Annotated in this window: 28 protein-coding genes; all 28 read left to right on the top strand. The window is 55.0% G+C overall.

Annotated features, from left to right (window positions below):
* The first annotated feature begins 175 nt into the window (after positions 1 to 175).
* The 28 genes from rpoB to secY all read left to right on the top strand — a co-directional run bounded on the left by rpoB (position 176) and on the right by secY (position 23,771).
* Positions 176 to 4,249 (top strand): DNA-directed RNA polymerase subunit beta, encoded by a 4,074-nt coding sequence (gene rpoB, locus PspR76_RS27585; RefSeq protein WP_053258275.1) that lies wholly within the window; start codon positions 176 to 178, stop codon positions 4,247 to 4,249.
* A 64-nt stretch (positions 4,250 to 4,313) separates the two neighbouring features.
* A complete protein-coding gene (gene rpoC, locus PspR76_RS27580; RefSeq protein ID WP_159960302.1) occupies positions 4,314 to 8,513 on the top strand; it encodes a DNA-directed RNA polymerase subunit beta' in 4,200 nt (1,399 codons plus the stop codon).
* A 216-nt stretch (positions 8,514 to 8,729) separates the two neighbouring features.
* Entirely contained in the window at positions 8,730 to 9,101 is a 372-nt protein-coding gene (gene rpsL / locus PspR76_RS27575; RefSeq protein WP_002555494.1) for a 30S ribosomal protein S12, read from the top strand.
* A gap of 119 nt (positions 9,102 to 9,220) precedes the next feature.
* Positions 9,221 to 9,691 (top strand): 30S ribosomal protein S7, encoded by a 471-nt coding sequence (gene rpsG, locus PspR76_RS27570; protein ID WP_002555493.1) that lies wholly within the window; start codon positions 9,221 to 9,223, stop codon positions 9,689 to 9,691.
* Positions 9,692 to 9,721: 30 nt separating this feature from the next.
* Positions 9,722 to 11,827, top strand: a complete 2,106-nt coding sequence (gene fusA, locus PspR76_RS27565; RefSeq protein ID WP_010206921.1) for an elongation factor G — start codon at positions 9,722 to 9,724, stop codon at positions 11,825 to 11,827.
* Between the two features lie 30 nt (positions 11,828 to 11,857).
* On the top strand, positions 11,858 to 13,051 hold the full coding sequence (gene tuf, locus PspR76_RS27560; RefSeq protein ID WP_003176426.1) for an elongation factor Tu: 1,194 nt from the start codon (positions 11,858 to 11,860) through the stop codon (positions 13,049 to 13,051).
* Between the two features lie 159 nt (positions 13,052 to 13,210).
* The gene (gene rpsJ / locus PspR76_RS27555) at positions 13,211 to 13,522 is read left to right on the top strand and encodes a 30S ribosomal protein S10 (RefSeq protein ID WP_003186070.1); all 312 of its coding nucleotides are present in this window, start codon (positions 13,211 to 13,213) and stop codon (positions 13,520 to 13,522) included.
* Positions 13,523 to 13,603: 81 nt separating this feature from the next.
* On the top strand, positions 13,604 to 14,239 hold the full coding sequence (gene rplC / locus PspR76_RS27550) for a 50S ribosomal protein L3 (RefSeq protein WP_003194649.1): 636 nt from the start codon (positions 13,604 to 13,606) through the stop codon (positions 14,237 to 14,239).
* 12 nt (positions 14,240 to 14,251) lie between these two features.
* The gene (gene rplD, locus PspR76_RS27545) at positions 14,252 to 14,854 is read left to right on the top strand and encodes a 50S ribosomal protein L4 (RefSeq protein WP_159960300.1); all 603 of its coding nucleotides are present in this window, start codon (positions 14,252 to 14,254) and stop codon (positions 14,852 to 14,854) included.
* On the top strand, positions 14,851 to 15,150 hold the full coding sequence (gene rplW, locus PspR76_RS27540) for a 50S ribosomal protein L23 (protein WP_002555488.1): 300 nt from the start codon (positions 14,851 to 14,853) through the stop codon (positions 15,148 to 15,150). The genes rplD and rplW overlap by 4 nt, the downstream gene beginning before the upstream one ends.
* A gap of 14 nt (positions 15,151 to 15,164) precedes the next feature.
* Complete coding sequence (rplB, locus tag PspR76_RS27535; protein WP_003210080.1) at positions 15,165 to 15,989, top strand: 50S ribosomal protein L2; 825 nt, start codon at positions 15,165 to 15,167, stop codon at positions 15,987 to 15,989.
* 16 nt (positions 15,990 to 16,005) lie between these two features.
* Complete coding sequence (gene rpsS / locus PspR76_RS27530) at positions 16,006 to 16,281, top strand: 30S ribosomal protein S19 (protein WP_002555486.1); 276 nt, start codon at positions 16,006 to 16,008, stop codon at positions 16,279 to 16,281.
* An 11-nt stretch (positions 16,282 to 16,292) separates the two neighbouring features.
* Entirely contained in the window at positions 16,293 to 16,625 is a 333-nt protein-coding gene (gene rplV / locus PspR76_RS27525) for a 50S ribosomal protein L22 (RefSeq protein WP_003103908.1), read from the top strand.
* A gap of 13 nt (positions 16,626 to 16,638) precedes the next feature.
* Positions 16,639 to 17,325 (top strand): 30S ribosomal protein S3, encoded by a 687-nt coding sequence (gene rpsC / locus PspR76_RS27520; protein ID WP_003176422.1) that lies wholly within the window; start codon positions 16,639 to 16,641, stop codon positions 17,323 to 17,325.
* Positions 17,326 to 17,337: 12 nt separating this feature from the next.
* Positions 17,338 to 17,751 (top strand): 50S ribosomal protein L16, encoded by a 414-nt coding sequence (gene rplP / locus PspR76_RS27515; protein ID WP_003232424.1) that lies wholly within the window; start codon positions 17,338 to 17,340, stop codon positions 17,749 to 17,751.
* A complete protein-coding gene (rpmC, locus tag PspR76_RS27510) occupies positions 17,751 to 17,942 on the top strand; it encodes a 50S ribosomal protein L29 (RefSeq protein WP_002555481.1) in 192 nt (63 codons plus the stop codon). Before rplP ends, rpmC begins: the two co-directional genes overlap by 1 nt.
* 2 nt (positions 17,943 to 17,944) lie before the next feature.
* On the top strand, positions 17,945 to 18,211 hold the full coding sequence (rpsQ, locus tag PspR76_RS27505; protein WP_003176419.1) for a 30S ribosomal protein S17: 267 nt from the start codon (positions 17,945 to 17,947) through the stop codon (positions 18,209 to 18,211).
* Positions 18,212 to 18,234: 23 nt separating this feature from the next.
* The gene (rplN, locus tag PspR76_RS27500; protein WP_002555479.1) at positions 18,235 to 18,603 is read left to right on the top strand and encodes a 50S ribosomal protein L14; all 369 of its coding nucleotides are present in this window, start codon (positions 18,235 to 18,237) and stop codon (positions 18,601 to 18,603) included.
* A gap of 11 nt (positions 18,604 to 18,614) precedes the next feature.
* Entirely contained in the window at positions 18,615 to 18,929 is a 315-nt protein-coding gene (rplX, locus tag PspR76_RS27495) for a 50S ribosomal protein L24 (RefSeq protein ID WP_003176416.1), read from the top strand.
* 22 nt (positions 18,930 to 18,951) lie between these two features.
* A complete protein-coding gene (gene rplE, locus PspR76_RS27490; RefSeq protein WP_003194642.1) occupies positions 18,952 to 19,491 on the top strand; it encodes a 50S ribosomal protein L5 in 540 nt (179 codons plus the stop codon).
* Positions 19,492 to 19,504: 13 nt separating this feature from the next.
* Positions 19,505 to 19,810, top strand: coding sequence for a 30S ribosomal protein S14 (rpsN, locus tag PspR76_RS27485; RefSeq protein WP_003176414.1), 306 nt, complete (start codon positions 19,505 to 19,507; stop codon positions 19,808 to 19,810).
* 208 nt (positions 19,811 to 20,018) lie between these two features.
* Positions 20,019 to 20,411, top strand: a complete 393-nt coding sequence (gene rpsH / locus PspR76_RS27480; protein ID WP_010566853.1) for a 30S ribosomal protein S8 — start codon at positions 20,019 to 20,021, stop codon at positions 20,409 to 20,411.
* Positions 20,412 to 20,423: 12 nt separating this feature from the next.
* Complete coding sequence (gene rplF, locus PspR76_RS27475; RefSeq protein ID WP_159960298.1) at positions 20,424 to 20,957, top strand: 50S ribosomal protein L6; 534 nt, start codon at positions 20,424 to 20,426, stop codon at positions 20,955 to 20,957.
* A gap of 10 nt (positions 20,958 to 20,967) precedes the next feature.
* On the top strand, positions 20,968 to 21,318 hold the full coding sequence (gene rplR / locus PspR76_RS27470; RefSeq protein ID WP_003186037.1) for a 50S ribosomal protein L18: 351 nt from the start codon (positions 20,968 to 20,970) through the stop codon (positions 21,316 to 21,318).
* 3 nt (positions 21,319 to 21,321) lie between these two features.
* Complete coding sequence (gene rpsE / locus PspR76_RS27465) at positions 21,322 to 21,822, top strand: 30S ribosomal protein S5 (protein WP_003176409.1); 501 nt, start codon at positions 21,322 to 21,324, stop codon at positions 21,820 to 21,822.
* A 2-nt stretch (positions 21,823 to 21,824) separates the two neighbouring features.
* On the top strand, positions 21,825 to 22,001 hold the full coding sequence (gene rpmD / locus PspR76_RS27460) for a 50S ribosomal protein L30 (protein ID WP_003176408.1): 177 nt from the start codon (positions 21,825 to 21,827) through the stop codon (positions 21,999 to 22,001).
* 3 nt (positions 22,002 to 22,004) lie between these two features.
* Positions 22,005 to 22,442, top strand: a complete 438-nt coding sequence (gene rplO, locus PspR76_RS27455) for a 50S ribosomal protein L15 (protein WP_003176407.1) — start codon at positions 22,005 to 22,007, stop codon at positions 22,440 to 22,442.
* A complete protein-coding gene (gene secY / locus PspR76_RS27450; RefSeq protein ID WP_071485371.1) occupies positions 22,443 to 23,771 on the top strand; it encodes a preprotein translocase subunit SecY in 1,329 nt (442 codons plus the stop codon). It abuts the gene before it with no gap.
* The last annotated feature ends 10 nt before the right edge of the window (positions 23,772 to 23,781 follow it).

Raw genomic sequence — 23,781 nt, 5'->3', positions numbered from 1 at the left:
TGGCTGGTGGCTCTTGCCACCGGCCTTTTTCCGTTCTTGGCTGTCGACTCGGTCGCCGCCATTAACGCGCTGTAGCCACCCGATGCGGTGGTGCAAACCATGGGGTTTGCGAGATTTTCTGGCTGCTCCCGTCGGGAGGGGCCAAACAAGCAGGTGACCAAGCTGGGGAACGCTGATGGCTTACTCATATACTGAGAAAAAACGTATCCGCAAGGACTTTAGCAAGTTGCCGGACGTCATGGATGTCCCGTACCTTCTGGCTATCCAGCTGGATTCGTATCGTGAATTCTTGCAAGCGGGAGCGACTAAAGATCAGTTCCGCGACGTGGGCCTGCATGCGGCCTTCAAATCCGTTTTCCCGATCATCAGCTACTCCGGCAATGCTGCGCTGGAGTACGTGGGTTATCGCCTGGGCGAACCGGCATTTGATGTCAAAGAATGCGTGTTGCGCGGTGTTACGTACGCCGTACCTTTGCGGGTAAAAGTCCGTCTGATCATTTTCGACAAAGAATCGTCGAACAAAGCGATCAAGGACATCAAAGAGCAAGAAGTCTACATGGGCGAAATCCCACTGATGACTGAAAACGGTACCTTCGTTATCAACGGTACCGAACGCGTTATCGTTTCCCAGCTGCACCGTTCCCCGGGCGTGTTCTTCGACCACGACCGCGGCAAGACGCACAGCTCCGGTAAGCTCCTGTACTCCGCGCGGATCATTCCGTACCGCGGCTCGTGGTTGGACTTCGAGTTCGACCCGAAAGACTGCGTGTTCGTGCGTATCGACCGTCGTCGTAAGCTGCCGGCCTCGGTACTGCTGCGCGCGCTCGGTTATACCACTGAGCAAGTGCTGGATGCTTTCTATACCACCAACGTATTCAGCCTGAAGGATGAAACCCTCAGCCTGGAACTGATTGCTTCGCGTCTGCGTGGTGAAATTGCTGTCCTGGATATCCAGGATGAGAATGGCAAGGTCATCGTTGAAGCCGGCCGCCGTATTACTGCGCGCCACATCAACCAGATCGAAAAAGCCGGTATCAAGTCGCTGGACGTGCCTTTGGACTACGTCCTGGGCCGCACCACCGCCAAGGTCATCGTTCACCCGGCTACAGGCGAAATCCTGGCTGAGTGCAACACCGAGCTGAACACCGAGATCCTGGCGAAAATCGCCAAGGCCCAGGTTGTTCGCATCGAGACCCTGTACACCAACGACATCGACTGCGGTCCGTTCATCTCCGACACACTGAAGATCGACTCCACCAGCAACCAATTGGAAGCGCTGGTCGAGATCTATCGCATGATGCGTCCTGGTGAGCCGCCAACCAAAGACGCTGCCGAGACCCTGTTCAACAACCTGTTCTTCAGCCCTGAGCGCTATGACCTGTCTGCGGTCGGCCGGATGAAGTTCAACCGTCGTATCGGTCGTACCGAGATCGAAGGTTCGGGCGTGTTGTGCAAGGAAGACATCGTCGCGGTACTGAAGACTCTGGTCGACATCCGCAACGGTAAAGGCATCGTCGATGACATCGACCACTTGGGTAACCGCCGTGTTCGCTGCGTAGGCGAAATGGCCGAGAACCAGTTCCGCGTTGGCCTGGTACGTGTTGAGCGTGCGGTCAAAGAGCGTCTGTCGATGGCTGAAAGCGAAGGCCTGATGCCGCAAGACCTGATCAACGCCAAGCCAGTGGCTGCGGCGGTGAAAGAGTTCTTCGGTTCCAGCCAGCTCTCGCAGTTCATGGACCAGAACAACCCGCTCTCCGAGATCACCCACAAGCGCCGTGTTTCCGCACTGGGCCCAGGCGGTCTGACCCGTGAGCGTGCAGGCTTTGAAGTTCGTGACGTACACCCGACGCACTACGGTCGTGTTTGCCCGATCGAAACGCCGGAAGGTCCGAACATCGGTCTGATCAACTCCCTGGCCGCTTATGCGCGCACTAACCAGTACGGCTTCCTCGAGAGCCCGTACCGTGTAGTGAAAGACGCTCTGGTCACCGACGAGATCGTGTTCCTGTCCGCCATCGAAGAAGCTGATCACGTGATCGCTCAGGCTTCGGCCACGATGAACGACAAGAAAGTCCTGATCGACGAGCTGGTAGCTGTTCGTCACTTGAACGAGTTCACCGTTAAGGCGCCGGAAGACGTCACCTTGATGGACGTTTCGCCGAAGCAGGTAGTTTCGGTTGCTGCGTCGCTGATCCCGTTCCTGGAGCACGATGACGCCAACCGTGCGTTGATGGGTTCCAACATGCAGCGTCAAGCTGTACCGACCCTGCGTGCCGACAAGCCGCTGGTAGGTACCGGCATGGAGCGTAACGTAGCCCGTGACTCCGGCGTTTGCGTCGTGGCTCGTCGTGGCGGCGTGATCGACTCCGTTGATGCCAGCCGTATCGTGGTTCGTGTTGCCGATGACGAAGTTGAAACTGGCGAAGCCGGTGTCGACATCTACAACCTGACCAAATACACCCGCTCGAACCAGAACACCTGCATCAACCAGCGTCCGCTGGTGAGCAAGGGTGATCGCGTTCAGCGTAGCGACATCATGGCCGATGGCCCGTCCACCGATATGGGTGAGCTGGCTCTGGGTCAGAACATGCGCATCGCGTTCATGGCATGGAACGGCTTCAACTTCGAAGACTCCATCTGCCTGTCCGAGCGTGTTGTTCAAGAAGACCGCTTCACCACGATCCACATCCAGGAACTGACCTGTGTGGCACGTGACACCAAGCTTGGGCCTGAAGAGATCACTGCAGACATCCCGAACGTGGGTGAAGCTGCACTGAACAAGCTGGACGAAGCCGGTATCGTTTACGTAGGTGCTGAAGTTGGTGCAGGCGACATTCTGGTCGGTAAGGTCACTCCGAAAGGCGAGACCCAACTGACTCCGGAAGAGAAGCTGTTGCGTGCCATCTTCGGTGAAAAAGCCAGCGACGTTAAAGACACCTCCCTGCGCGTACCTACCGGTACCAAGGGTACTGTCATCGACGTACAGGTCTTCACCCGTGACGGCGTTGAGCGTGATGCTCGTGCACTGTCCATCGAGAAGACCCAACTCGACGAGATCCGCAAGGACCTGAACGAAGAGTTCCGTATCGTTGAAGGCGCGACCTTCGAACGTCTGCGTTCCGCTCTGGTAGGCCACAAGGCTGAAGGCGGCGCAGGTCTGAAGAAAGGTCAGGACATCACCGACGAAATCCTCGACGGTCTTGAGCACGGCCAGTGGTTCAAACTGCGCATGGCTGAAGATGCTCTGAACGAGCAGCTCGAGAAGGCCCAGGCCTATATCGTTGATCGCCGCCGTCTGCTGGACGACAAGTTCGAAGACAAGAAGCGCAAACTGCAGCAGGGCGATGACCTGGCTCCAGGCGTGCTGAAAATCGTCAAGGTTTACCTGGCAATCCGTCGCCGCATCCAGCCGGGCGACAAGATGGCCGGTCGTCACGGTAACAAAGGTGTGGTCTCCGTGATCATGCCGGTTGAAGACATGCCGCACGATGCCAATGGCACCCCGGTCGACGTCGTCCTCAACCCGTTGGGCGTACCTTCGCGTATGAACGTTGGTCAGATCCTTGAAACCCACCTGGGCCTCGCGGCCAAAGGTCTGGGCGAGAAGATCAACCGTATGATCGAAGAGCAGCGCAAGGTCGCAGACCTGCGTAAGTTCCTGCACGAGATCTACAACGAGATCGGCGGTCGCAACGAAGAGCTGGACACCTTCTCCGACCAGGAAATCCTGGATCTGGCGAAGAACCTGCGCGGCGGCGTTCCAATGGCTACCCCGGTGTTCGACGGTGCCAAGGAAAGCGAAATCAAGGCCATGCTGAAACTGGCAGACCTGCCAGAAAGCGGCCAGATGCAGCTGTTCGACGGCCGTACCGGCAACAAGTTTGAGCGCCCGGTTACTGTTGGCTACATGTACATGCTGAAGCTGAACCACTTGGTAGACGACAAGATGCACGCTCGTTCTACCGGTTCGTACAGCCTGGTTACCCAGCAGCCGCTGGGTGGTAAGGCTCAGTTCGGTGGTCAGCGTTTCGGGGAGATGGAGGTCTGGGCACTGGAAGCATACGGTGCTGCTTACACTCTGCAAGAAATGCTCACAGTGAAGTCGGACGATGTGAACGGTCGGACCAAGATGTACAAAAACATCGTGGACGGCGATCACCGTATGGAGCCGGGCATGCCCGAGTCTTTCAACGTGTTGATCAAAGAAATTCGTTCCCTCGGCATCGATATCGATCTGGAAACCGAATAACACGTGACGCGAATCGAGAGCGGGGCTGTTTAGCCCGCTCTCTGCTCCGCCAGGAGGAAAGGCCTTGAAAGACCTACTGAATTTGCTGAAAAACCAGGGTCAAGTCGAAGAGTTCGACGCCATCCGTATTGGATTGGCATCGCCTGAGATGATCCGTTCGTGGTCGTTCGGTGAAGTTAAAAAGCCGGAAACCATTAACTACCGTACGTTCAAACCTGAGCGTGACGGCCTGTTCTGCGCCAAGATCTTTGGCCCGGTAAAGGATTACGAGTGCCTGTGCGGTAAGTACAAGCGCTTGAAGCACCGTGGTGTGATCTGCGAGAAGTGCGGCGTTGAAGTTGCGCTGGCTAAAGTTCGTCGTGAGCGTATGGCGCACATCGAACTGGCTTCGCCGGTTGCCCACATCTGGTTCCTGAAATCGCTGCCGTCCCGTATCGGCTTGCTGATGGACATGACCCTGCGTGATATCGAACGCGTTCTCTACTTCGAGAGCTATGTCGTTATCGATCCAGGCATGACCACCCTTGAAAAAGGTCAGCTGCTGAACGACGAGCAGTACTTCGAAGCGCTGGAAGAGTTCGGCGACGATTTCGATGCCCGCATGGGTGCCGAAGCTGTCCGTGAACTGCTGCACGCTATCGACCTGGAACACGAGATTGGCCGTCTGCGTGAAGAAATTCCGCAAACCAACTCCGAAACCAAAATCAAGAAACTGTCCAAGCGTCTGAAGTTGATGGAAGCCTTCCAGGGTTCCGGCAACTTGCCAGAGTGGATGGTGCTGACCGTTCTGCCGGTTCTGCCGCCAGACCTGCGTCCGCTGGTACCGTTGGACGGTGGTCGTTTCGCGACGTCCGACCTCAACGACCTGTACCGCCGCGTGATCAACCGTAACAACCGCTTGAAGCGCCTGCTTGATCTGTCCGCTCCGGACATCATCGTGCGCAACGAAAAGCGTATGTTGCAAGAAGCTGTCGATGCCTTGCTCGACAACGGTCGTCGTGGCCGCGCTATCACCGGTTCCAACAAGCGTCCTCTGAAATCCTTGGCTGACATGATCAAGGGTAAGCAAGGTCGTTTCCGTCAGAACTTGCTCGGTAAGCGTGTTGACTACTCCGGTCGTTCGGTAATTACCGTAGGCCCGACCCTGCGTCTGCACCAGTGCGGTCTGCCTAAGAAGATGGCGCTTGAGCTGTTCAAGCCATTCATCTTCGGCAAGCTGGAAATGCGCGGTCTCGCGACCACTATCAAAGCGGCCAAGAAAATGGTCGAGCGCGAACTGCCAGAGGTTTGGGACGTTCTCGCTGAGGTGATCCGCGAACACCCGGTTCTCCTCAACCGTGCACCGACCCTTCACCGTCTGGGGATCCAGGCGTTTGAACCAGTACTGATCGAAGGTAAGGCTATCCAGCTGCACCCTCTGGTCTGTGCTGCGTACAACGCCGACTTCGACGGCGACCAAATGGCCGTGCACGTACCGCTGACACTGGAAGCTCAGTTGGAAGCGCGTGCGTTGATGATGTCGACCAACAACATTCTGTCGCCAGCCAACGGTGAGCCAATCATCGTTCCGTCGCAGGACGTTGTATTGGGTCTGTACTACATGACCCGTGAAGCGATCAACGCCAAGGGCGAAGGTCGTGTGTTCGCTGACCTGCAAGAAGTTGACCGTGTGTTCCGTGCCGGCGAAGCCGCGCTGCACGCCAAGGTCAAAGTACGGATCAACGAAACCGTCAACGACCGTGACGGCGGCAGCGTGACCAACACCCGTATCGTCGACACCACTGTCGGCCGTGCGCTGTTGTATCAAGTTGTGCCAAAAGGTCTGTCGTACGACGTCGTCAACCTGCCGATGAAGAAAAAGGCGATCTCCAAGCTGATCAACCAGTGCTACCGCGTGGTTGGTTTGAAAGAGACCGTGATCTTCGCTGACCAGTTGATGTACACCGGTTTTGCTTATTCGACTATTTCCGGCGTTTCCATCGGTGTTAACGACTTCGTTATCCCGGATGAAAAAGCTCAGATCATCGGTGCTGCTACCGATGAAGTGAAAGAGATCGAAAGCCAGTACGCCTCCGGCCTGGTAACCCAGGGCGAGAAGTACAACAAAGTGATCGACCTTTGGTCCAAGGCCAACGACGAAGTGTCGAAGGCGATGATGGCTAACCTCTCGAAAGAGAAGGTTATCGATCGTCATGGCGTAGAAGTCGATCAAGAGTCGTTCAACTCGATGTACATGATGGCCGACTCGGGCGCACGGGGTTCTGCTGCGCAGATCCGTCAGCTCGCCGGTATGCGTGGCCTGATGGCCAAGCCGGACGGTTCCATCATCGAGACGCCGATTACTGCGAACTTCCGTGAAGGTTTGAGCGTACTTCAGTACTTCATCTCCACTCACGGTGCTCGTAAAGGTCTGGCGGATACCGCGTTGAAAACCGCTAACTCCGGTTACCTGACTCGTCGTCTGGTAGACGTTGCGCAAGACTTGGTTGTGACTGAAGTCGACTGCGGCACCGAACACGGTCTGCTGATGACTCCGCACATCGAAGGCGGCGACGTTGTAGAGCCGTTGGGTGAGCGCGTACTGGGTCGAGTAATCGCCCGTGACGTATTCAAGCCAGGTACCGAGGAAATCATCGTTCCTGCCGGCACTCTGGTAGACGAGAAGTGGGTCGAGTTCATCGAACTCAACAGCATCGACGAAGTGATTGTTCGCTCGCCGATCAGCTGCGAAACCCGCTACGGCATTTGCGCCAAGTGCTACGGTCGTGACTTGGCTCGTGGTCACCAGGTGAACATCGGTGAAGCGGTCGGCGTTATCGCTGCCCAGTCCATCGGTGAGCCGGGTACCCAGCTGACCATGCGTACGTTCCACATTGGTGGTGCGGCAAGCCGGACCTCCGCAGCCGACAGTGTTCAGGTGAAGAATGGCGGTACCGTCCGTCTGCACAACCTCAAGCACGTTGAGCGAGTGGATGGCCACCTGGTTGCTGTGTCCCGTTCCGGTGAGCTGGCAATCGCTGATGACTACGGTCGTGAGCGTGAGCGTTACAAGCTGCCGTACGGTGCTGTTATTTCGGTTAAAGAAGGTGACAAGGTCGACGCTGGCGCAATCGTGGCCAAGTGGGATCCGCACACTCACCCAATCGTTACCGAAATGAAAGGTACCGTGACCTACGTGGGCATGGAAGAAGGCATCACGATCAAGCGTCAGACTGACGAATTGACCGGTATGACCAACATTGAAGTACTCGACGCGAAAGATCGTCCAGCTGCCGGTAAGGACATCCGTCCTGCCGTTAAGATGGTCGATGACAACGGCAAGGACTTGTTGCTGCCAGGCACTGACGTAATCGCTCAGTACTTCCTGCCAGCCAACGCCCTGGTCGGTGTAGCGGACGGTGCGAAGATCGCGATCGGTGATGTTATCGCGCGTATCCCGCAAGAAACTTCGAAGACCCGTGACATCACCGGTGGTCTGCCGCGTGTTGCCGACTTGTTCGAAGCTCGTCGTCCGAAAGAAGCGTCGATTCTGGCTGAAGTCAGCGGCACCATCGCGTTCGGTAAAGAGACCAAAGGCAAGCGCCGTCTGGTCATTACCCCGAACGACGGTAGCGATCCGTATGAAGAGCTGATTCCTAAGTGGCGTCACCTGAACGTGTTCGAAGGCGAACAGGTAAACCGCGGCGAAGTTATCTCCGACGGCCCAAGCGATCCACACGACATCCTGCGTCTGCTGGGTGTGAGTGCGCTGGCCAAGTACATCGTTAACGAGATCCAGGACGTTTACCGTCTGCAAGGCGTGAAGATCAACGATAAGCACATCGAGACCATCCTGCGTCAGATGTTGCGTAAAGTTGAAATCGCTGAATCCGGCGATTCCAGTTTCATCAAGGGCGACCAGATGGAACTGACTCACGTACTGGTAGAAAACGAACGTCTGAGCGCGGAAGACAAATTTGTCTCCAAGTTCACTCGTGTGTTGCTGGGTATCACCAAGGCGTCGTTGTCCACTGAGTCGTTCATCTCGGCAGCCTCCTTCCAGGAGACCACTCGCGTACTGACCGAAGCAGCGGTAACCGGCAAGCGCGATTACCTGCGCGGCCTGAAAGAAAACGTGGTCGTGGGTCGTCTGATCCCGGCGGGTACCGGTTTGGCTTACCACAGCGAGCGCAAGCGCCGCCGTGATGCTGACAAGCCGCTGCGCGTAAGCGCCAGTGAAGTGGAAGCTGCACTGACCGAAGCGCTGAACTCAAGCGGTAACTGAGTTCTGCGGTAAATAAGTCCGGGCCCTGGCAGCCCCATTCGTCGGATCGAGGCAGTTTTGCCCCGGTTCGATGAGAGGGGAGGTCGGGGCCTTGCCTTGACTGGGGACAAGATCCTCTTTAGACTCTTGTACCCCTAAATTTGGCGGGAATTCGTTCCTGCCATTTTGCTTTTCTTGCAAGACAATAGCGTCGCAAGACAACAGTGGAGCTAGTAGATGGCAACTATCAACCAGCTGGTACGTCAGCCGCGTAAGCGTATCGTCGAGAAATCCGACGTGCCTGCGCTGCAGAACTGCCCGCAACGTCGTGGCGTATGCACTCGCGTGTATACCACTACGCCGAAAAAACCTAACTCGGCACTGCGTAAAGTATGCCGTGTGCGTCTGACCAACGGTTTCGAGGTTTCCTCGTACATCGGTGGTGAAGGCCACAACCTGCAAGAGCACAGCGTGGTACTGATCCGCGGCGGTCGTGTAAAAGACTTGCCAGGTGTTCGTTACCACACCGTACGCGGCTCCTTGGATACTTCCGGCGTTAAAGGTCGTAACCAGGGTCGTTCGAAGTACGGTACCAAGAAGCCTAAGTAGTAGCGGCTTTTTGTAAAACTGAATCATCTTATTTTCTGAGTCGATAAGAGTAAGGTCGGAGGCGTCCCGAAAAGGGCACTGATTCCGAGCGAACCTGAAGACCGTTTGAGGGCTTATCCATGCCAAGAAGACGCGTAGCAGCCAAGCGCGAAGTGCTTGACGATCCAAAATACGGAAGCCAAATTCTGGCCAAGTTCATGAACCACGTGATGGAAAGCGGCAAGAAAGCCGTTGCCGAGCGTATCGTTTATGGCGCGCTGGAAAAGGTTAAAGAACGCAAGAACAGCGACCCCCTGGAAATCTTCGAGAAAGCTCTCGACGCCATCGCTCCGCTGGTCGAAGTGAAGTCGCGCCGTGTAGGCGGTGCTACTTACCAGGTTCCGGTTGAAGTTCGTCCGTCCCGTCGTAACGCTCTGGCAATGCGCTGGTTGGTAGACTTCGCCCGTAAGCGCGGCGAGAAGTCTATGGCTCTGCGTTTGGCTGGCGAACTGTTGGACGCTGCTGAAGGTAAAGGTGCTGCTGTTAAGAAGCGTGAAGACGTGCACCGTATGGCTGAAGCTAACAAAGCTTTCTCGCACTACCGCTTCTAATCTTAGCTTCACTAATTTTGCGAGGGCTTTATGGCTCGTACTACTCCGATTAGCCGCTACCGTAACATCGGTATCGTTGCTCACGTGGATGCTGGTAAAACCACCACCACCGAGCGCGTGCTGTTTTACACCGGCAAAAGTCACAAAATGGGCGAGGTGCATGACGGCGCCGCGACCACAGACTGGATGGTTCAGGAGCAGGAGCGTGGTATTACCATTACTTCTGCTGCTATTACCGCCTTCTGGAAAGGTTCCGAGAAGCAGTACAAAGATGAGCACCGCTTCAACGTAATCGATACCCCGGGCCACGTAGACTTCACCATTGAAGTTGAGCGTTCCCTGCGTGTACTCGACGGCGCTGTCGTTGTGTTCTGCGGTACCTCGGGCGTTGAGCCTCAGTCGGAAACCGTATGGCGTCAAGCCAACAAATACGGCGTTCCACGTCTTGTTTACGTAAACAAGATGGACCGTGCTGGTGCCAACTTCCTGCGCGTGATCGGTCAGATCAAGCAGCGTCTGGGTCACACCCCGGTGCCAATCCAATTGGCTATCGGTTCCGAAGATAACTTCCAGGGTCAGATCGATCTGATCAACATGGAAGCTGTCTACTGGAATGATTCCGACAAAGGTATGGTTCCTGTTCGTAAGCCTATCCCTGCTGAACTGCAGGAGCTGGCTGACGAGTGGCGCAACAACATGGTTGAGGCTGCTGCCGAAGCCAGCGAAGAGCTGATGAACAAGTACCTCGAAGGTGAAGAGCTCACCAACGTGGAAATCAAGGCCGCTCTGCGTCAGCGTACTATCGCTGGTGAGATCGTCTTGGCTGTTTGCGGTTCCTCGTTCAAGAACAAGGGCGTTCCCCTGGTTCTCGATGCTGTGATCGACTACCTGCCTGCTCCAACCGACATTCCTGCTATCAAGGGTACCAACCCTGATAACGAGGAAGAAGAAATGGAGCGTCATGCAGACGACAGCGAGCCGTTCTCGGCCCTGGCGTTCAAGATCGCTACCGACCCATTCGTGGGTACCTTGACCTTCGTCCGTGTTTACTCGGGCGTGTTGGCATCCGGCGACGGCGTGATCAACTCGGTTAAAGGTAAGAAAGAGCGCGTGGGTCGTATGGTGCAAATGCACGCAAACGCCCGTGAAGAGATCAAGGAAGTGCGCGCTGGTGACATCGCGGCCCTGATCGGCATGAAGGACGTCACCACTGGTGAGACTTTGTGCGACGCTGCTAAGCCAATCATCCTGGTTCGCATGGACTTCCCGGAGCCGGTTATTTCGGTTGCCGTAGAGCCTAAGACCAAGGATGACCAGGAAAAAATGGGTATCGCTCTGGGCAAACTTGCTCAGGAAGATCCATCTTTCCGCGTCAAGACTGATGAAGAGACTGGTCAAACGATCATCTCCGGCATGGGCGAGCTGCACCTGGACATCCTGGTTGACCGGATGCGCCGTGAGTTCAACGTCGAAGCCAACATCGGTAAGCCTCAGGTTTCCTATCGTGAGCGCATCACGAAGAACTGTGAAATCGAAGGCAAGTTCGTTCGTCAGTCCGGCGGTCGTGGTCAGTTCGGTCACTGCTGGATCCGTTTTGCACCTGCTGACGAAGGTCAGGAAGGTCTGCAATTCGTGAACGAAGTAGTTGGTGGTGTTGTTCCTAAGGAATACATCCCGGCTATCCAGAAGGGTATCGAAGAGCAGATGAAGAACGGTGTTGTTGCCGGCTATCCGCTGATCGGCCTGAAAGCAACCGTTTTTGACGGTTCTTACCACGACGTCGACTCCAACGAGATGGCGTTTAAGGTGGCTGCTTCCATGGCAACCAAGCAACTGGCCCAGAAGGGCGGTGGTGAGTTGCTTGAGCCAATCATGGCGGTAGAAGTTGTTACACCTGAAGACTATATGGGTGATGTCATGGGCGACCTTAACCGTCGTCGCGGCATGATCTTGGGTATGGAAGACACGGTTTCCGGCAAAGTGATTCGCGCCGAGGTTCCGTTGGGTGAGATGTTCGGTTATGCGACCGACGTTCGCTCCATGTCTCAGGGTCGCGCAAGCTACTCTATGGAATTCAAAAAATACAACACAGCTCCGGCGCACATCGCTGAAACTGTATCCAAAAAACAAGGCTGATTCAGTCCTTTAGGCAAGGAGTTAATTGTCGTGGCTAAAGAAAAATTTGATCGTTCCCTACCGCACGTCAACGTTGGCACCATCGGTCACGTTGACCACGGTAAAACCACTCTGACTGCTGCTCTGACTCGCGTTTGCTCCGAAGTTTTCGGTTCCGCAATCGTTGATTTCGATAAAATCGACAGCGCACCAGAAGAAAAAGCTCGTGGTATCACCATCAACACCGCGCACGTTGAATACAACTCGCTGATCCGTCACTACGCTCACGTTGACTGCCCAGGTCACGCTGACTATGTGAAGAACATGATCACCGGTGCTGCCCAGATGGACGGCGCAATCCTGGTTTGCTCGGCCGCTGATGGTCCGATGCCACAAACCCGTGAGCACATCCTGCTGTCCCGTCAGGTAGGCGTTCCGTACATCGTGGTTTACCTGAACAAGGCTGACCTGGTAGACGACGCTGAGCTGCTGGAACTGGTTGAGATGGAAGTGCGCGATCTGCTGAGCACTTACGACTTCCCAGGCGACGACACTCCGATCATCATCGGTTCTGCTCGTATGGCTCTGGAAGGCAAAGACGACAACGAAATGGGCACCACGTCCGTTCGTAAACTGGTTGAAACTCTGGACAGCTACATCCCAGATCCAGTTCGTGTTATCGACAAGCCGTTCCTGATGCCAATCGAAGACGTATTCTCGATCTCCGGTCGCGGTACTGTTGTGACTGGCCGTATCGAGCGCGGTATCGTTAAGGTTCAAGATCCACTGGAAATCGTTGGTCTGCGTGACACTACCGTCACCACCTGCACCGGTGTTGAAATGTTCCGTAAGCTGCTCGACGAAGGTCGTGCTGGCGAGAACTGCGGCGTTCTGCTGCGTGGTACCAAGCGTGACGACGTTGAGCGTGGCCAGGTTCTGGTTAAGCCAGGTTCGGTTAAGCCGCACACCAAGTTCGAAGCTGAAGTGTACGTGCTGAGCAAAGAAGAAGGCGGTCGTCACACTCCGTTCTTCAAAGGCTACCGTCCACAGTTCTACTTCCGTACTACTGACGTGACTGGTAACTGCGAACTGCCGGAAGGCGTTGAAATGGTTATGCCAGGCGACAACATCAAAATGGTTGTTACCCTGATCAAAACCATCGCAATGGAAGACGGTCTGCGCTTCGCTATCCGTGAAGGCGGCCGTACCGTTGGTGCTGGCGTTGTAGCTAAAATCATCGAGTAATTATCTCTTCTGAGATAGCCTTGATGTTTTGAGGAGGCCCCCGCTTAGCGGGGGCCTTTTTTATTGGGTTGACACCTATCAGGGCCGTCTATAGAATTGCGCCTCCTTTTAACGGGCGTATTGCGCTCGCTGGGAATAGCAGCCGGAGTCTGAAATCCAATGCAAAATCAGCAAATCCGTATCAGGTTGAAGGCTTTTGACCATCGCCTGATCGACCAATCCACCCAGGAAATCGTGGAAACCGCGAAACGTACTGGTGCTCAAGTGCGTGGTCCAATTCCACTGCCTACCCGTAAAGAGCGGTTCACCGTTCTGGTCTCCCCGCACGTCAACAAAGACGCGCGTGACCAGTACGAGATCCGTACTCATAAGCGCGTACTGGACATCGTCCAGCCAACGGATAAAACCGTTGATGCTCTTATGAAGCTCGATCTGGCGGCCGGTGTGGAAGTACAGATCAGCCTCGGCTAAGACTTGGGTCTTAGTCGTGTAACGCTCTGAAATGGGCGGCCATAGCGGGTGAAAGCCCCGTACACTCATGAGGTTTACAACATGACTATTGGTGTAGTCGGTCGTAAATGCGGTATGACCCGTATTTTCACCGAAGAAGGTGTCTCCATTCCGGTCACGGTCATTGAGATCGAACCGAATCGCGTCACCCAGTTCAAAACTGAAGAAACCGATGGCTATCGTGCAGTGCAAGTCACTGTCGGCGAGCGTCGTGCTTCGCGCGTGACTGCTGCTCAAGCAGGTCACTTCGCTAAAGCAAACGTTGCAGCTGGTCGCACTGTTATGGAGTTCCGTCTTGAAGATGGCGACTACCAGGCTGGCGATCTGATCAACGCTGAAATCTTCGCTGCTGGTCAACTGGTTGATGTAACCGGTCAGTCCAAAGGTAAAGGCTTCCAGGGTACGATCAAGCGTTGGAATTTCCGTGGCCAAGACAACACTCACGGTAACTCCGTTTCCCACCGCGTCCCGGGCTCTATTGGCCAGTGCCAGACTCCTGGTCGTGTATTCAAGGGCAAAAAAATGTCCGGTCATATGGGCGCTGAGCGCGTGACCGTGCAGTCCCTCGAAGTAGTGCGCGTCGACGCTGAACGCAATCTGTTGTTGGTCAAGGGTGCTGTTCCTGGCGCTACTGGCGGCAACCTGGTTGTACGTCCAGCGGCCAAGGCTCGCGGTTAAGGGGAAGCTGACATGCAATTAAATGTAAATGACGCTCAAGCGATCGAAGTTTCCGAACTGACATTTGGCGGCGAATTCAACGAGACGCTGGTTCACCAAGCAGTCGTGGCCTACATGGCCGGCGGCCGTCAAGGTAGCAAGCAGCAAAAGACCCGTTCCGACGTACGTGGTGGCGGTAAGCGCCCTTGGCGTCAGAAAGGCACTGGCCGTGCTCGTGCCGGTACTATCCGTAGCCCAATCTGGCGTGGCGGCGGTACCACTTTCGCAGCTCGTCCACAGGATCACACTCAGAAGCTCAACAAGAAGATGTACCGCGCAGCTCTGCGCTCCATCCTTGCTGAACTCGTGCGTACTGATCGTCTGGTCGTGGTTCAGGACTTCGCTGTTGAAGGTCCAAAAACCAAAGATCTGCTGGGCAAGCTGAACAACATGAATCTGACCGACGTTTTGATCGTGTCTGAAGCTGTTGATCAGAACCTGTACCTGGCTGCTCGCAACCTGCCACACGTTGATGTACGTGACGTGCAAGGTTCCGATCCAGTTAGTCTGATCGCATACGACAAGGTGTTGATCACCGTGTCGGCCGTGAAGAAATTCGAGGAGCTGCTGGGATGAACCAGGAACGCGTATTTAAAGTTCTGCTTGGCCCGCACGTTTCCGAAAAGGCTACGGTTCTGGCTGACAAGAAAGGCCAGTTCGTTTTCAAGGTTGCAACTGACGCAACCAAGCTGGAAATCAAGAAGGCCGTCGAAAGCCTGTTCAGCGTGAAAGTAGAGCGTGTTACTACCCTGAATGTTCTGGGTAAGAGCAAGCGCACTGCTCGCGGTCTGGGCAAGCGTAATGACTGGAAGAAGGCAGTTATCTCCCTTCAGCCAGGCCAAGATCTCGATTTCAGCAGCAGTGCTGAGTAAGGAAGGGGTGCATCATGGCAATCGTTAAATGCAAACCGACTTCCCCTGGCCGCCGTTTTGTGGTCAAGGTGGTCAACCAGGAGCTGCATAAAGGCGCTCCTCACGCACCGCTGCTCGAGAAAAAATCGAAGACTGGTGGTCGTAACAACAATGGTCGTATTACCACTCGTCACATCGGTGGTGGCCATAAGCAGCATTATCGTCTGGTCGACTTCCGTCGCAACGACAAAGATGGCATCGCTGCCACTGTCGAGCGTATCGAATACGATCCAAACCGTACTGCTCACATCGCTCTGCTGCTGTACGCAGATGGCGAGCGTCGCTACATCATCGCCCCTAAAGGCGTGAGTGCTGGCGACCAGCTGATCGCAGGTGCTCTGGCGCCGATCAAGCCGGGCAACGCTCTGCAACTGCGTAACATTCCAGTTGGTAGCACCGTACACGGCATCGAATTGAAGCCAGGTAAAGGCGCGCAAATCGCTCGTTCCGCTGGTGCTTCGGCTCAGCTGATCGCTCGTGAAGGTGTCTACGTGACCCTGCGTCTGCGTTCTGGTGAGATGCGTAAAGTGCTGGCTGAATGCCGCGCGACCCTGGGTGAAGTCTCGAACTCCGAGCACAGCCTGCGTTCGCTGGGTAAAGCTGGTGCCAAACGCTGGCGTGGCGTTCGCCCAACCGTTCGTGGTGTTGCCATGAACCCGGTTGACCACCCACACGGTGGTGGTGAAGGTCGTACCTCTGGTGGTCGTCATCCGGTATCGCCATGGGGCTTCCCGACTAAGGGCGCGAAGACTCGTGGTAATAAGCGTACCGACAAAATGATCGTCCGTCGTCGCAAGTAAATAGAGGGATACGACAGTGCCACGTTCTCTGAAAAAAGGTCCTTTTATTGATCTTCACCTACTGAAGAAGATCGAAGTGGCGGCGGAAAAGAACGATCGCAAACCAGTTAAGACCTGGTCGCGTCGTTCGATGATCCTGCCACAAATGGTCGGTTTGACCATCGCAGTACACAACGGTCGTCAACACGTCCCAGTTCTCGTTAACGAAGACATGGTCGGCCACAAACTAGGCGAGTTTGCCGGTACCCGCACTTATCGTGGGCACGTGGCAGACAAGAAAGCCAAGCGTTAAGGGGTAAGGAAATGGAAGTAGCCGCTAAGTTGTCGGGCGCTCGAATCTCCGCCCAGAAAGCCCGCTTGGTCGCCGACCAGATCCGCGGGAAGAAGGTGGGCGAAGCGCTCAACCTGTTGGCTTTCAGCAGTAAGAAAGCCGCCGAGATCATGAAGAAAGTGCTGGAGTCGGCCGTAGCCAACGCCGAGCATAACGAAGGCGCAGACGTTGATGACCTGAAGGTCAGCACCGTTTTCGTCAACGAAGGGCGTTCGCTGAAGCGCATCATGCCACGTGCCAAAGGCCGTGCTGATCGCATCGTCAAGCGGTCTTGCCATATCACTGTCAAGGTTGCTGACAAGTAACGGAGTCGAAGAGATGGGTCAGAAAGTACATCCCATTGGCATTCGCCTGGGAATCGTCAAGGAGCACACCTCCGTCTGGTACGCAGACGGTCGGACTTATGCGGACTATTTGTTCGCTGATCTGAAGGTGCGTGAGTATCTCCAAGACAAACTAAAAAGCGCGTCCGTAAGCCGTATCGATATCCATCGTCCGGCGCAAACTGCACGTATCACCATCCACACCGCTCGTCCAGGTATCGTTATCGGGAAGAAAGGTGAAGATGTTGAGAAACTGCGTCAGGACCTGACCAAGCAAATGGGTGTGCCTGTGCACATCAATATCGAAGAGATCCGCAAGCCGGAGCTCGACGGTATGCTGGTTGCGCAGAGCGTAGCTCAGCAGCTGGAGCGTCGCGTAATGTTCCGTCGCGCCATGAAGCGCGCTGTACAGAACGCCATGCGCATTGGTGCCAAAGGCATCAAAATCCAAGTGAGCGGTCGTCTCGGCGGTGCTGAAATCGCACGTACTGAATGGTATCGCGAAGGTCGTGTGCCACTGCACACCCTGCGTGCCGACATCGACTATGCCAACTACGAAGCTCACACCACTTACGGTGTGATCGGTGTAAAGGTTTGGATCTTCAAAGGCGAAGTAATTGGTGGTCGCCAAGAAGAACTGAAACCACAAGCACCAGCTCCTCGTAAAAAAGCTGCTAAGTAAGGGGTACGCCAAATGTTGCAACCTAAGCGTACGAAGTTCCGCAAGCAGATGACAGGCCACAACCGTGGTCTGGCACAGCGCGGTAGCAAAGTCAGCTTCGGCGAGTTCGCGCTGAAGTCTGTAGCTCGTGGTCGTCTCACCGCTCGTCAGATTGAGTCAGCGCGTCGTGCACTGACCCGTCACGTTAAACGTGGCGGCAAGATCTGGATCCGTGTATTCCCGGACAAGCCGATCTCCAAAAAGCCTCTCGAGGTTCGGATGGGTAAAGGTAAGGGTAACGTGGAATACTGGGTAGCCCAGATTCAGCCAGGCAAAGTCCTGTATGAAATCGAGGGTGTAACTGAAGAGCTGGCGCGTGAGGCTTTTGCCCTGGCTGCTGCAAAGCTGCCGCTCGCCACCGCCTTTGTTAAACGGACGGTGATGTGATGAAAGCGAATGAACTTCGTGAAAAATCCGCACAGCAGCTGAACGAGCAACTGCTCGGCCTGCTGCGCGACCAGTTCAATCTGCGTATGCAGAAAGCAACTGGCCAGTTGGGGCAGTCTCATCTGCTCTCGCAAGTTAAGCGTGACATCGCTCGCGTGAAGACTGTGCTCAACCAGCAGGCAGGTAAGTGATCATGGCTGAAGCCGAAAAGACTGTCCGTACGCTGACTGGCCGTGTTGTCAGCGATAAGATGGACAAAACCATCACCGTTTTGATCGAGCGTCGTGTTAAGCACCCGATCTACGGTAAATATGTTAAGCGTTCGACTAAGCTGCACGCGCACGACGAAACCAATCAGTGCCACATCGGCGACAAAGTCACTATTCGTGAAACTCGTCCGCTGGCCAAGACCAAGTCTTGGGCACTGGTTGATGTTCTCGAACGCGCTGTGGAAGTCTAAGGACTAGGGGTCGGAGAAATTATATGATTCAGACTCAATCCATGCTCGATGTGGCCGATAACAGCGGCGCTCGCCGTGTTATGTGCATCAAGGTGCTGGGTGGCTCCCATCGTCGTTACGCTGGTATCGGTGACATCATCAAAGTTACCGTGAAGGAAGCAATTCCTCGCGGTAAAGTGAAAAAAGGCCAAGTGATGACTGCTGTTGTAGTCCGCACTCGTCACGGCGTACGCCGTGCAGATGGCTCCATTATCCGCTTTGATGGCAACGCTGCTGTTCTTCTGAACAACAAGCAAGAGCCGATCGGCACCCGTATCTTTGGGCCAGTGACCCGTGAACTTCGTACTGAGAAGTTCATGAAGATCGTCTCGCTCGCCCCAGAAGTGCTGTAAGGAGATCCGACATGCAAAAGATTCGTCGTGACGACGAGATCATCGTGATCGCCGGCAAAGACAAAGGTAAGCGCGGTAAGGTGCTTAAGGTTCTCGCTAATAACCGTCTGGTTATCGGTGGTCTGAACCTGGTCAAGCGTCATACCAAGCCTAACCCGATGTCGGGCGTGCAGGGCGGTATCGTCGAGAAAGAAGCTCCGCTGGACGCTTCTAACGTCGCCATCTTCAACGGCGAAACCAACAAGGCTGACCGCGTTGGTTTCAAAGTAGAAGACGGTAAGAAAATTCGTGTCTTCAAGTCGACCCAAAAAGCGGTTGATGCTTGAACACTGCTAGGTAGATTAGACCATGGCACGACTACAAGAGATTTACCGGAAGGAAATCGCCCCTAAGCTTAAGGAAGAACTTAAGCTCGGGAACGTGATGGAAGTTCCGCGCGTTACCAAAATCACCCTGAACATGGGTCTGGGCGAAGCGATCGGTGACAAAAAAGTCATCGAGCACGCTGTTGCCGACCTGGAAAAGATCACCGGTCAAAAAGTCGTTGTGACTTACGCTCGGAAATCCATCGCTGGCTTTAAAGTCCGTGAAGGTTGGCCGATCGGCGTCAAAGTGACTCTGCGCCGTGAGCGTATGTACGAATTCCTGGATCGTCTGCTGTCGATCTCCCTGCCTCGGGTTCGCGACTTCCGCGGCCTGAATGCCAAGTCCTTCGATGGTCGTGGTAACTACAGCATGGGCGTGAAAGAGCAGATCATCTTCCCGGAAATCGACTACGACAAGATCGATGCTCTCCGCGGTCTGGACATCACCCTGACCACCACTGCCAAGAACGATGATGAAGGTCGCGCCCTGTTGCGTGCTTTCAAATTCCCGTTCCGCAACTGATTGGAGTAGGACCATGGCCAAGATGAGCATGAAAAACCGCGAGCTGAAGCGTCAGCTCACGGTTGCCAAGTACGCCAAGAAGCGTGCAGCACTGAAAGCAATCATCGTTGATCTGAACGCAAGTCCAGAAGCGCGCTGGGAAGCTACAGTTGCTCTGCAGAAGCAGCCACGTGACGCAAGCGCCTCGCGCATGCGTAACCGCTGCCGCCTGACCGGTCGTCCACACGGCGTTTACCGCAAGTTCGGCCTCGGCCGTAACAAACTGCGTGAAGCGGCAATGCGTGGTGACGTACCAGGTCTGGTTAAAGCCAGCTGGTAAGTACTTTCGAAGTCCAGGTGGTTTGCGTCGCAAGATACTGACCACCGGTGACCTTGAATCTGGAACAAGCCCCTTTTGGGGCTTGTTTCATTTCCGGAGTGTGTCTAGAATACCCGGCTCGCCTGAGCCCGTGTTTTCTATGCTCGGAGATTCTCGGCGACATATGTAGCCGCAAGGCTAATTTTTTTGTATTAGGAGCGTCTAGCCCATGAGTATGCAGGACCCGTTAGCGGACATGCTAACTCGTATCCGTAATGCCCAGATGGCTGAAAAGTCCGTCGTAAGCATGCCATCTTCCAAGTTGAAGGTAGCTGTTGCCAAAGTCCTGAAAGACGAAGGCTACATTGCGGGTTATCAGATCAGCAGCGAAACAAAACCACTGCTGTCCATCGAGCTGAAATACTTCGAAGGCCGTTCGGTCATCGAGGAAGTGAAGCGCGTTAGCCGTCCAGGCCTGCGTCAGTACAAGTCCGCTGAAGATCTGCCGAAAGTTCGTGGCGGTCTGGGCGTGTCTATCGTCTCCACCAACAAAGGTGTGATGACGGATCGTGCTGCGCGCGCTGCCGGTGTCGGCGGCGAAGTTCTTTGCACTGTGTTCTAAGGGGGGATAAGCATGTCTCGCGTCGCTAAGAACCCCGTTAAGCTGCCAGCCGGTGTCGAAGTCAAATTCGCAGGCCAACAGCTTTCGGTGAAGGGTGCCAAGGGCACTCTTGAACTGAACATCCATTCGTCCGTTGAGATCGTTGAAGAAGCTGGTGAGCTGCGTTTCGCTGCTCGCAATGGCGATCAACAAACTCGCGCAATGGCCGGTACCACGCGTGCGTTGGTAAACAACATGGTCCATGGCGTAAGCCAAGGCTTCGAGCGTAAGCTCCAGCTGGTCGGTGTTGGTTACAAAGCGCAAGCAAAAGGCACGGTTTTGAACCTGGCCCTTGGCTTCTCGCACCCAGTGGATTACGAACTGCCGGAAGGCATCACCGCTGAGACTCCTAGCCAGACCGATATCCTGATCAAGGGTATTGATAAGCAGCTGGTAGGTCAGGTGGCCGCTGAGATCCGCGACTTCCGTCCACCAGAGCCGTACAAAGGCAAAGGTGTGCGCTACGCGGACGAAGTCGTCCGTCGTAAAGAAGCCAAGAAGAAGTAGGGCATAGCAAATGACCGACAAAAAAGTTACTCGACTGCGTCGCGCTCGCAAAGCACGCCTGAAAATGCACGAACTCGAAGTCGTGCGTCTCTGCGTGTTCCGCTCGTCGCAGCACATCTACGCCCAGGTCATCTCGGCCGACGGCAACAAAGTCCTGGCAAGCGCCTCGACTTTGGATAAAGAACTGCGTGATGGTGCCACTGGCAACATCGACGCGGCCACAAAGGTTGGCCAGCTGGTCGCTACGCGTGCTAAGGCCGCTGGCGTCTCGCAAGTGGCTTTCGACCGCTCTGGCTTCAAGTACCACGGCCGCGTTAAAGCGCTGGCTGATGCTGCTCGTGAAGCTGGGCTGGAGTTCTAAGTTATGTCAAATAACGACCAAAAGCGCGACGAAGGCTACATTGAGAAGCTGGTTCAAGTTAACCGCGTAGCCAAAACCGTTAAAGGCGGCCGTATCTTCACTTTCACCGCGTTGACCGTGGTGGGTGATGGTAAAGGGCGTGTTGGCTTCGGCCGTGGCAAGTCACGTGAAGTGCCTGCTGCGATCCAGAAGGCAATGGAAGCTGCTCGTCGCAACATGATCCAAGTTGATCTGAACGGCACCACTCTGCAGTACGCTATGAAGTCCGCTCACGGCGCTTCGAAGGTGTACATGCAGCCTGCTTCTGAAGGTACCGGTATCATCGCTGGCGGCGCTATGCGTGCTGTCCTCGAAGTTGCTGGCGTTCAGAACGTTCTGGCCAAGTGCTACGGCTCGACTAACCCGGTAAACGTGGTTCACGCCACTTTCAAAGGTTTGAAAGCTATGCAATCTCCTGAGTCCATCGCTGCCAAGCGTGGTCTGACTGTCAAGGAGATCTTCTGATCATGGCTACCGTTAAAGTAACGCTGATCAAAAGCATGACCGGCCGCATTCCTAACCACAAACTGTGCGTTAAAGGTTTGGGTCTGCGTCGCATCGGTCACACTGTAGAAGTCCAGGATACTCCCGAGAATCGCGGGATGATCAACAAGGCTTACTACATGCTGCGTGTAGAGGGTTAATCGATGAAACTCAATGATCTGAGTCCAGCGCCGGGTTCCCGTCGCGAAAAGCATCGTCCGGGCCGTGGTATCGGTAGCGGTTTGGGTAAGACTGGTGGCCGTGGCCACAAAGGTCAAACCTCCCGCTCCGGTGGCACCATCGCTCCAGGCTTTGAAGGCGGTCAACAGCCGCTGCATCGTCGCCTGCCTAAGTTCGGTTTCGTATCCCTGAAAGCCATGGATCGCGCAGAAGTGCGTTTGTCCGAGCTGGCTAAAGTGGAAGGCGACATCGTTACTGTGCAGACCCTGAAAGATGCCAACGTGATCAACGTCAACGTACAGCGTGTGAAAATCATGCTGTCCGGTGAAGTGACTCGCGCTGTCACTATCGGCAAGGGAATCGGCGCCACCAAAGGTGCGCGTTCGGCTATCGAAGCAGCTGGCGGCAAGTTCGAGGAATAAATGGCTAAGCAAGGTGCTCTCTCAGCGCTCGGCAAAGGCGGTATGTCTGAACTTTGGGCTCGTCTGCGTTTTCTGTTCCTGGCGATTATCGTCTACCGAATAGGCGCACACATCCCGGTTCCAGGTATCAACCCGGACCGACTCGCAGACCTGTTTCGACAGAATGAGGGGACCATTCTTAGCTTGTTCAACATGTTTTCCGGCGGCGCGCTGGAACGGATGAGTATCTTTGCACTGGGGATCATGCCGTACATTTCGGCATCGATCATCATGCAGTTGATGACCGCCGTCAGTCCGCAGTTGGAGCAGTTGAAGAAGGAAGGTGAAGCTGGCCGTCGCAAGATTAGCCAGTACACCCGCTACGGCACTGTCATCCTTGCCTTGGTTCAAGCTATCGGCATGTCCGTTGGCTTGGCCGGGCAGGGTGTTGCGTTCACTGGTGACTTTGGCTTCTATTTCGTCGCGGTATCCACATTTGTGGCTGGTGCGATGTTTATGATGTGGCTGGGTGAGCAGATTACTGAGCGTGGTGTTGGTAACGGTATCTCGATGTTGATTTTCGCAGGTATCGTCGCCGGTCTTCCGAGAGCAATTGGGCAGTCTTTCGAGTCTGCACGTCAGGGTGATATCAATATCTTCGCCTTGGTTGCTATCGGTTTGCTGGCAGTAGCGATTATCGGTTTTGTGGTGTTCATTGAGCGTGGCCAGCGTCGTATTGCTGTTCACTACGCCAAGCGTCAGCAGGGCCGCAAGGTCTTCGCTGCGCAGACCAGCCACTTGCCGCTGAAAGTGAATATGGCCGGTGTTATTCCGGCAATTTTCGCGAGCAGCATTTTGCTGTTTCCGGCTTCGTTGGGTACCTGGTTTGGTCAGTCTGAAAACATGGGCTGGCTGCAGGACCTCTCTCAGTCGATCGCTCCTGGTCAGCCGTTGAATATTCTGCTGTTTAGTGCAGGGATTATTTTCTTCTGCTTCTTCTATACGGCGTTGATGTTCAATCCGAAAGACGTAGCGGAAAACCTGAAGAAGTCCGGTGCCTTTATTCCGGGTATCCGTCCAGGTGAGCAGTCTGCACGCTACATTGATGGCGTTCTGACTCGTTTGACCCTGTTCGGTGCTCTATATATGACGGCCGTCTGCTTGTTGCCCCAGTTCCTGGTGGTTGCAGCAAACGTTCCGTTCTACCTTGGCGGGACCTCGTTGCTGATCGTGGTCGTGGTTGTGATGGACTTCATGTCCCAAGTACAATCGCACCTCGTTTCGCACCAGTACGAATCCCTGATGAAGAAAGCCAACCTGAAGGGTTACGGCAGCGGCATGTTGCGCTGAGTACCCATAA

It is taken from the genome of Pseudomonas sp. R76, from assembly GCF_009834565.1.
GTDB lineage: Bacteria > Pseudomonadota > Gammaproteobacteria > Pseudomonadales > Pseudomonadaceae > Aquipseudomonas.
This window is presented reverse-complemented; position numbering and strand designations above follow the sequence as displayed.

Excerpts from the sequence above, each read along its gene's own strand:
- rpoB (WP_053258275.1), top strand. The coding sequence starts at position 176 with ATGGCTTACTCATATACTGAGAAAAAACGTATCCGCAAGGACTTTAGC.
- rpsL (WP_002555494.1), top strand. The coding sequence starts at position 8,730 with ATGGCAACTATCAACCAGCTGGTACGTCAGCCGCGTAAGCGTATCGTC.
- rpsG (WP_002555493.1), top strand. The coding sequence starts at position 9,221 with ATGCCAAGAAGACGCGTAGCAGCCAAGCGCGAAGTGCTTGACGATCCA.
- fusA (WP_010206921.1), top strand. The coding sequence starts at position 9,722 with ATGGCTCGTACTACTCCGATTAGCCGCTACCGTAACATCGGTATCGTT.
- rpsJ (WP_003186070.1), top strand. The coding sequence starts at position 13,211 with ATGCAAAATCAGCAAATCCGTATCAGGTTGAAGGCTTTTGACCATCGC.
- rplC (WP_003194649.1), top strand. The coding sequence starts at position 13,604 with ATGACTATTGGTGTAGTCGGTCGTAAATGCGGTATGACCCGTATTTTC.
- rplD (WP_159960300.1), top strand. The coding sequence starts at position 14,252 with ATGCAATTAAATGTAAATGACGCTCAAGCGATCGAAGTTTCCGAACTG.
- rplW (WP_002555488.1), top strand. The coding sequence starts at position 14,851 with ATGAACCAGGAACGCGTATTTAAAGTTCTGCTTGGCCCGCACGTTTCC.
- rplB (WP_003210080.1), top strand. The coding sequence starts at position 15,165 with ATGGCAATCGTTAAATGCAAACCGACTTCCCCTGGCCGCCGTTTTGTG.
- rplV (WP_003103908.1), top strand. The coding sequence starts at position 16,293 with ATGGAAGTAGCCGCTAAGTTGTCGGGCGCTCGAATCTCCGCCCAGAAA.
- rpsC (WP_003176422.1), top strand. The coding sequence starts at position 16,639 with ATGGGTCAGAAAGTACATCCCATTGGCATTCGCCTGGGAATCGTCAAG.
- rplP (WP_003232424.1), top strand. The coding sequence starts at position 17,338 with ATGTTGCAACCTAAGCGTACGAAGTTCCGCAAGCAGATGACAGGCCAC.
- rpmC (WP_002555481.1), top strand. The coding sequence starts at position 17,751 with ATGAAAGCGAATGAACTTCGTGAAAAATCCGCACAGCAGCTGAACGAG.
- rpsQ (WP_003176419.1), top strand. The coding sequence starts at position 17,945 with ATGGCTGAAGCCGAAAAGACTGTCCGTACGCTGACTGGCCGTGTTGTC.
- rplN (WP_002555479.1), top strand. The coding sequence starts at position 18,235 with ATGATTCAGACTCAATCCATGCTCGATGTGGCCGATAACAGCGGCGCT.
- rplX (WP_003176416.1), top strand. The coding sequence starts at position 18,615 with ATGCAAAAGATTCGTCGTGACGACGAGATCATCGTGATCGCCGGCAAA.
- rplE (WP_003194642.1), top strand. The coding sequence starts at position 18,952 with ATGGCACGACTACAAGAGATTTACCGGAAGGAAATCGCCCCTAAGCTT.
- rpsN (WP_003176414.1), top strand. The coding sequence starts at position 19,505 with ATGGCCAAGATGAGCATGAAAAACCGCGAGCTGAAGCGTCAGCTCACG.
- rpsH (WP_010566853.1), top strand. The coding sequence starts at position 20,019 with ATGAGTATGCAGGACCCGTTAGCGGACATGCTAACTCGTATCCGTAAT.
- rplF (WP_159960298.1), top strand. The coding sequence starts at position 20,424 with ATGTCTCGCGTCGCTAAGAACCCCGTTAAGCTGCCAGCCGGTGTCGAA.
- rplR (WP_003186037.1), top strand. The coding sequence starts at position 20,968 with ATGACCGACAAAAAAGTTACTCGACTGCGTCGCGCTCGCAAAGCACGC.
- rpsE (WP_003176409.1), top strand. The coding sequence starts at position 21,322 with ATGTCAAATAACGACCAAAAGCGCGACGAAGGCTACATTGAGAAGCTG.
- rpmD (WP_003176408.1), top strand. The coding sequence starts at position 21,825 with ATGGCTACCGTTAAAGTAACGCTGATCAAAAGCATGACCGGCCGCATT.
- rplO (WP_003176407.1), top strand. The coding sequence starts at position 22,005 with ATGAAACTCAATGATCTGAGTCCAGCGCCGGGTTCCCGTCGCGAAAAG.
- secY (WP_071485371.1), top strand. The coding sequence starts at position 22,443 with ATGGCTAAGCAAGGTGCTCTCTCAGCGCTCGGCAAAGGCGGTATGTCT.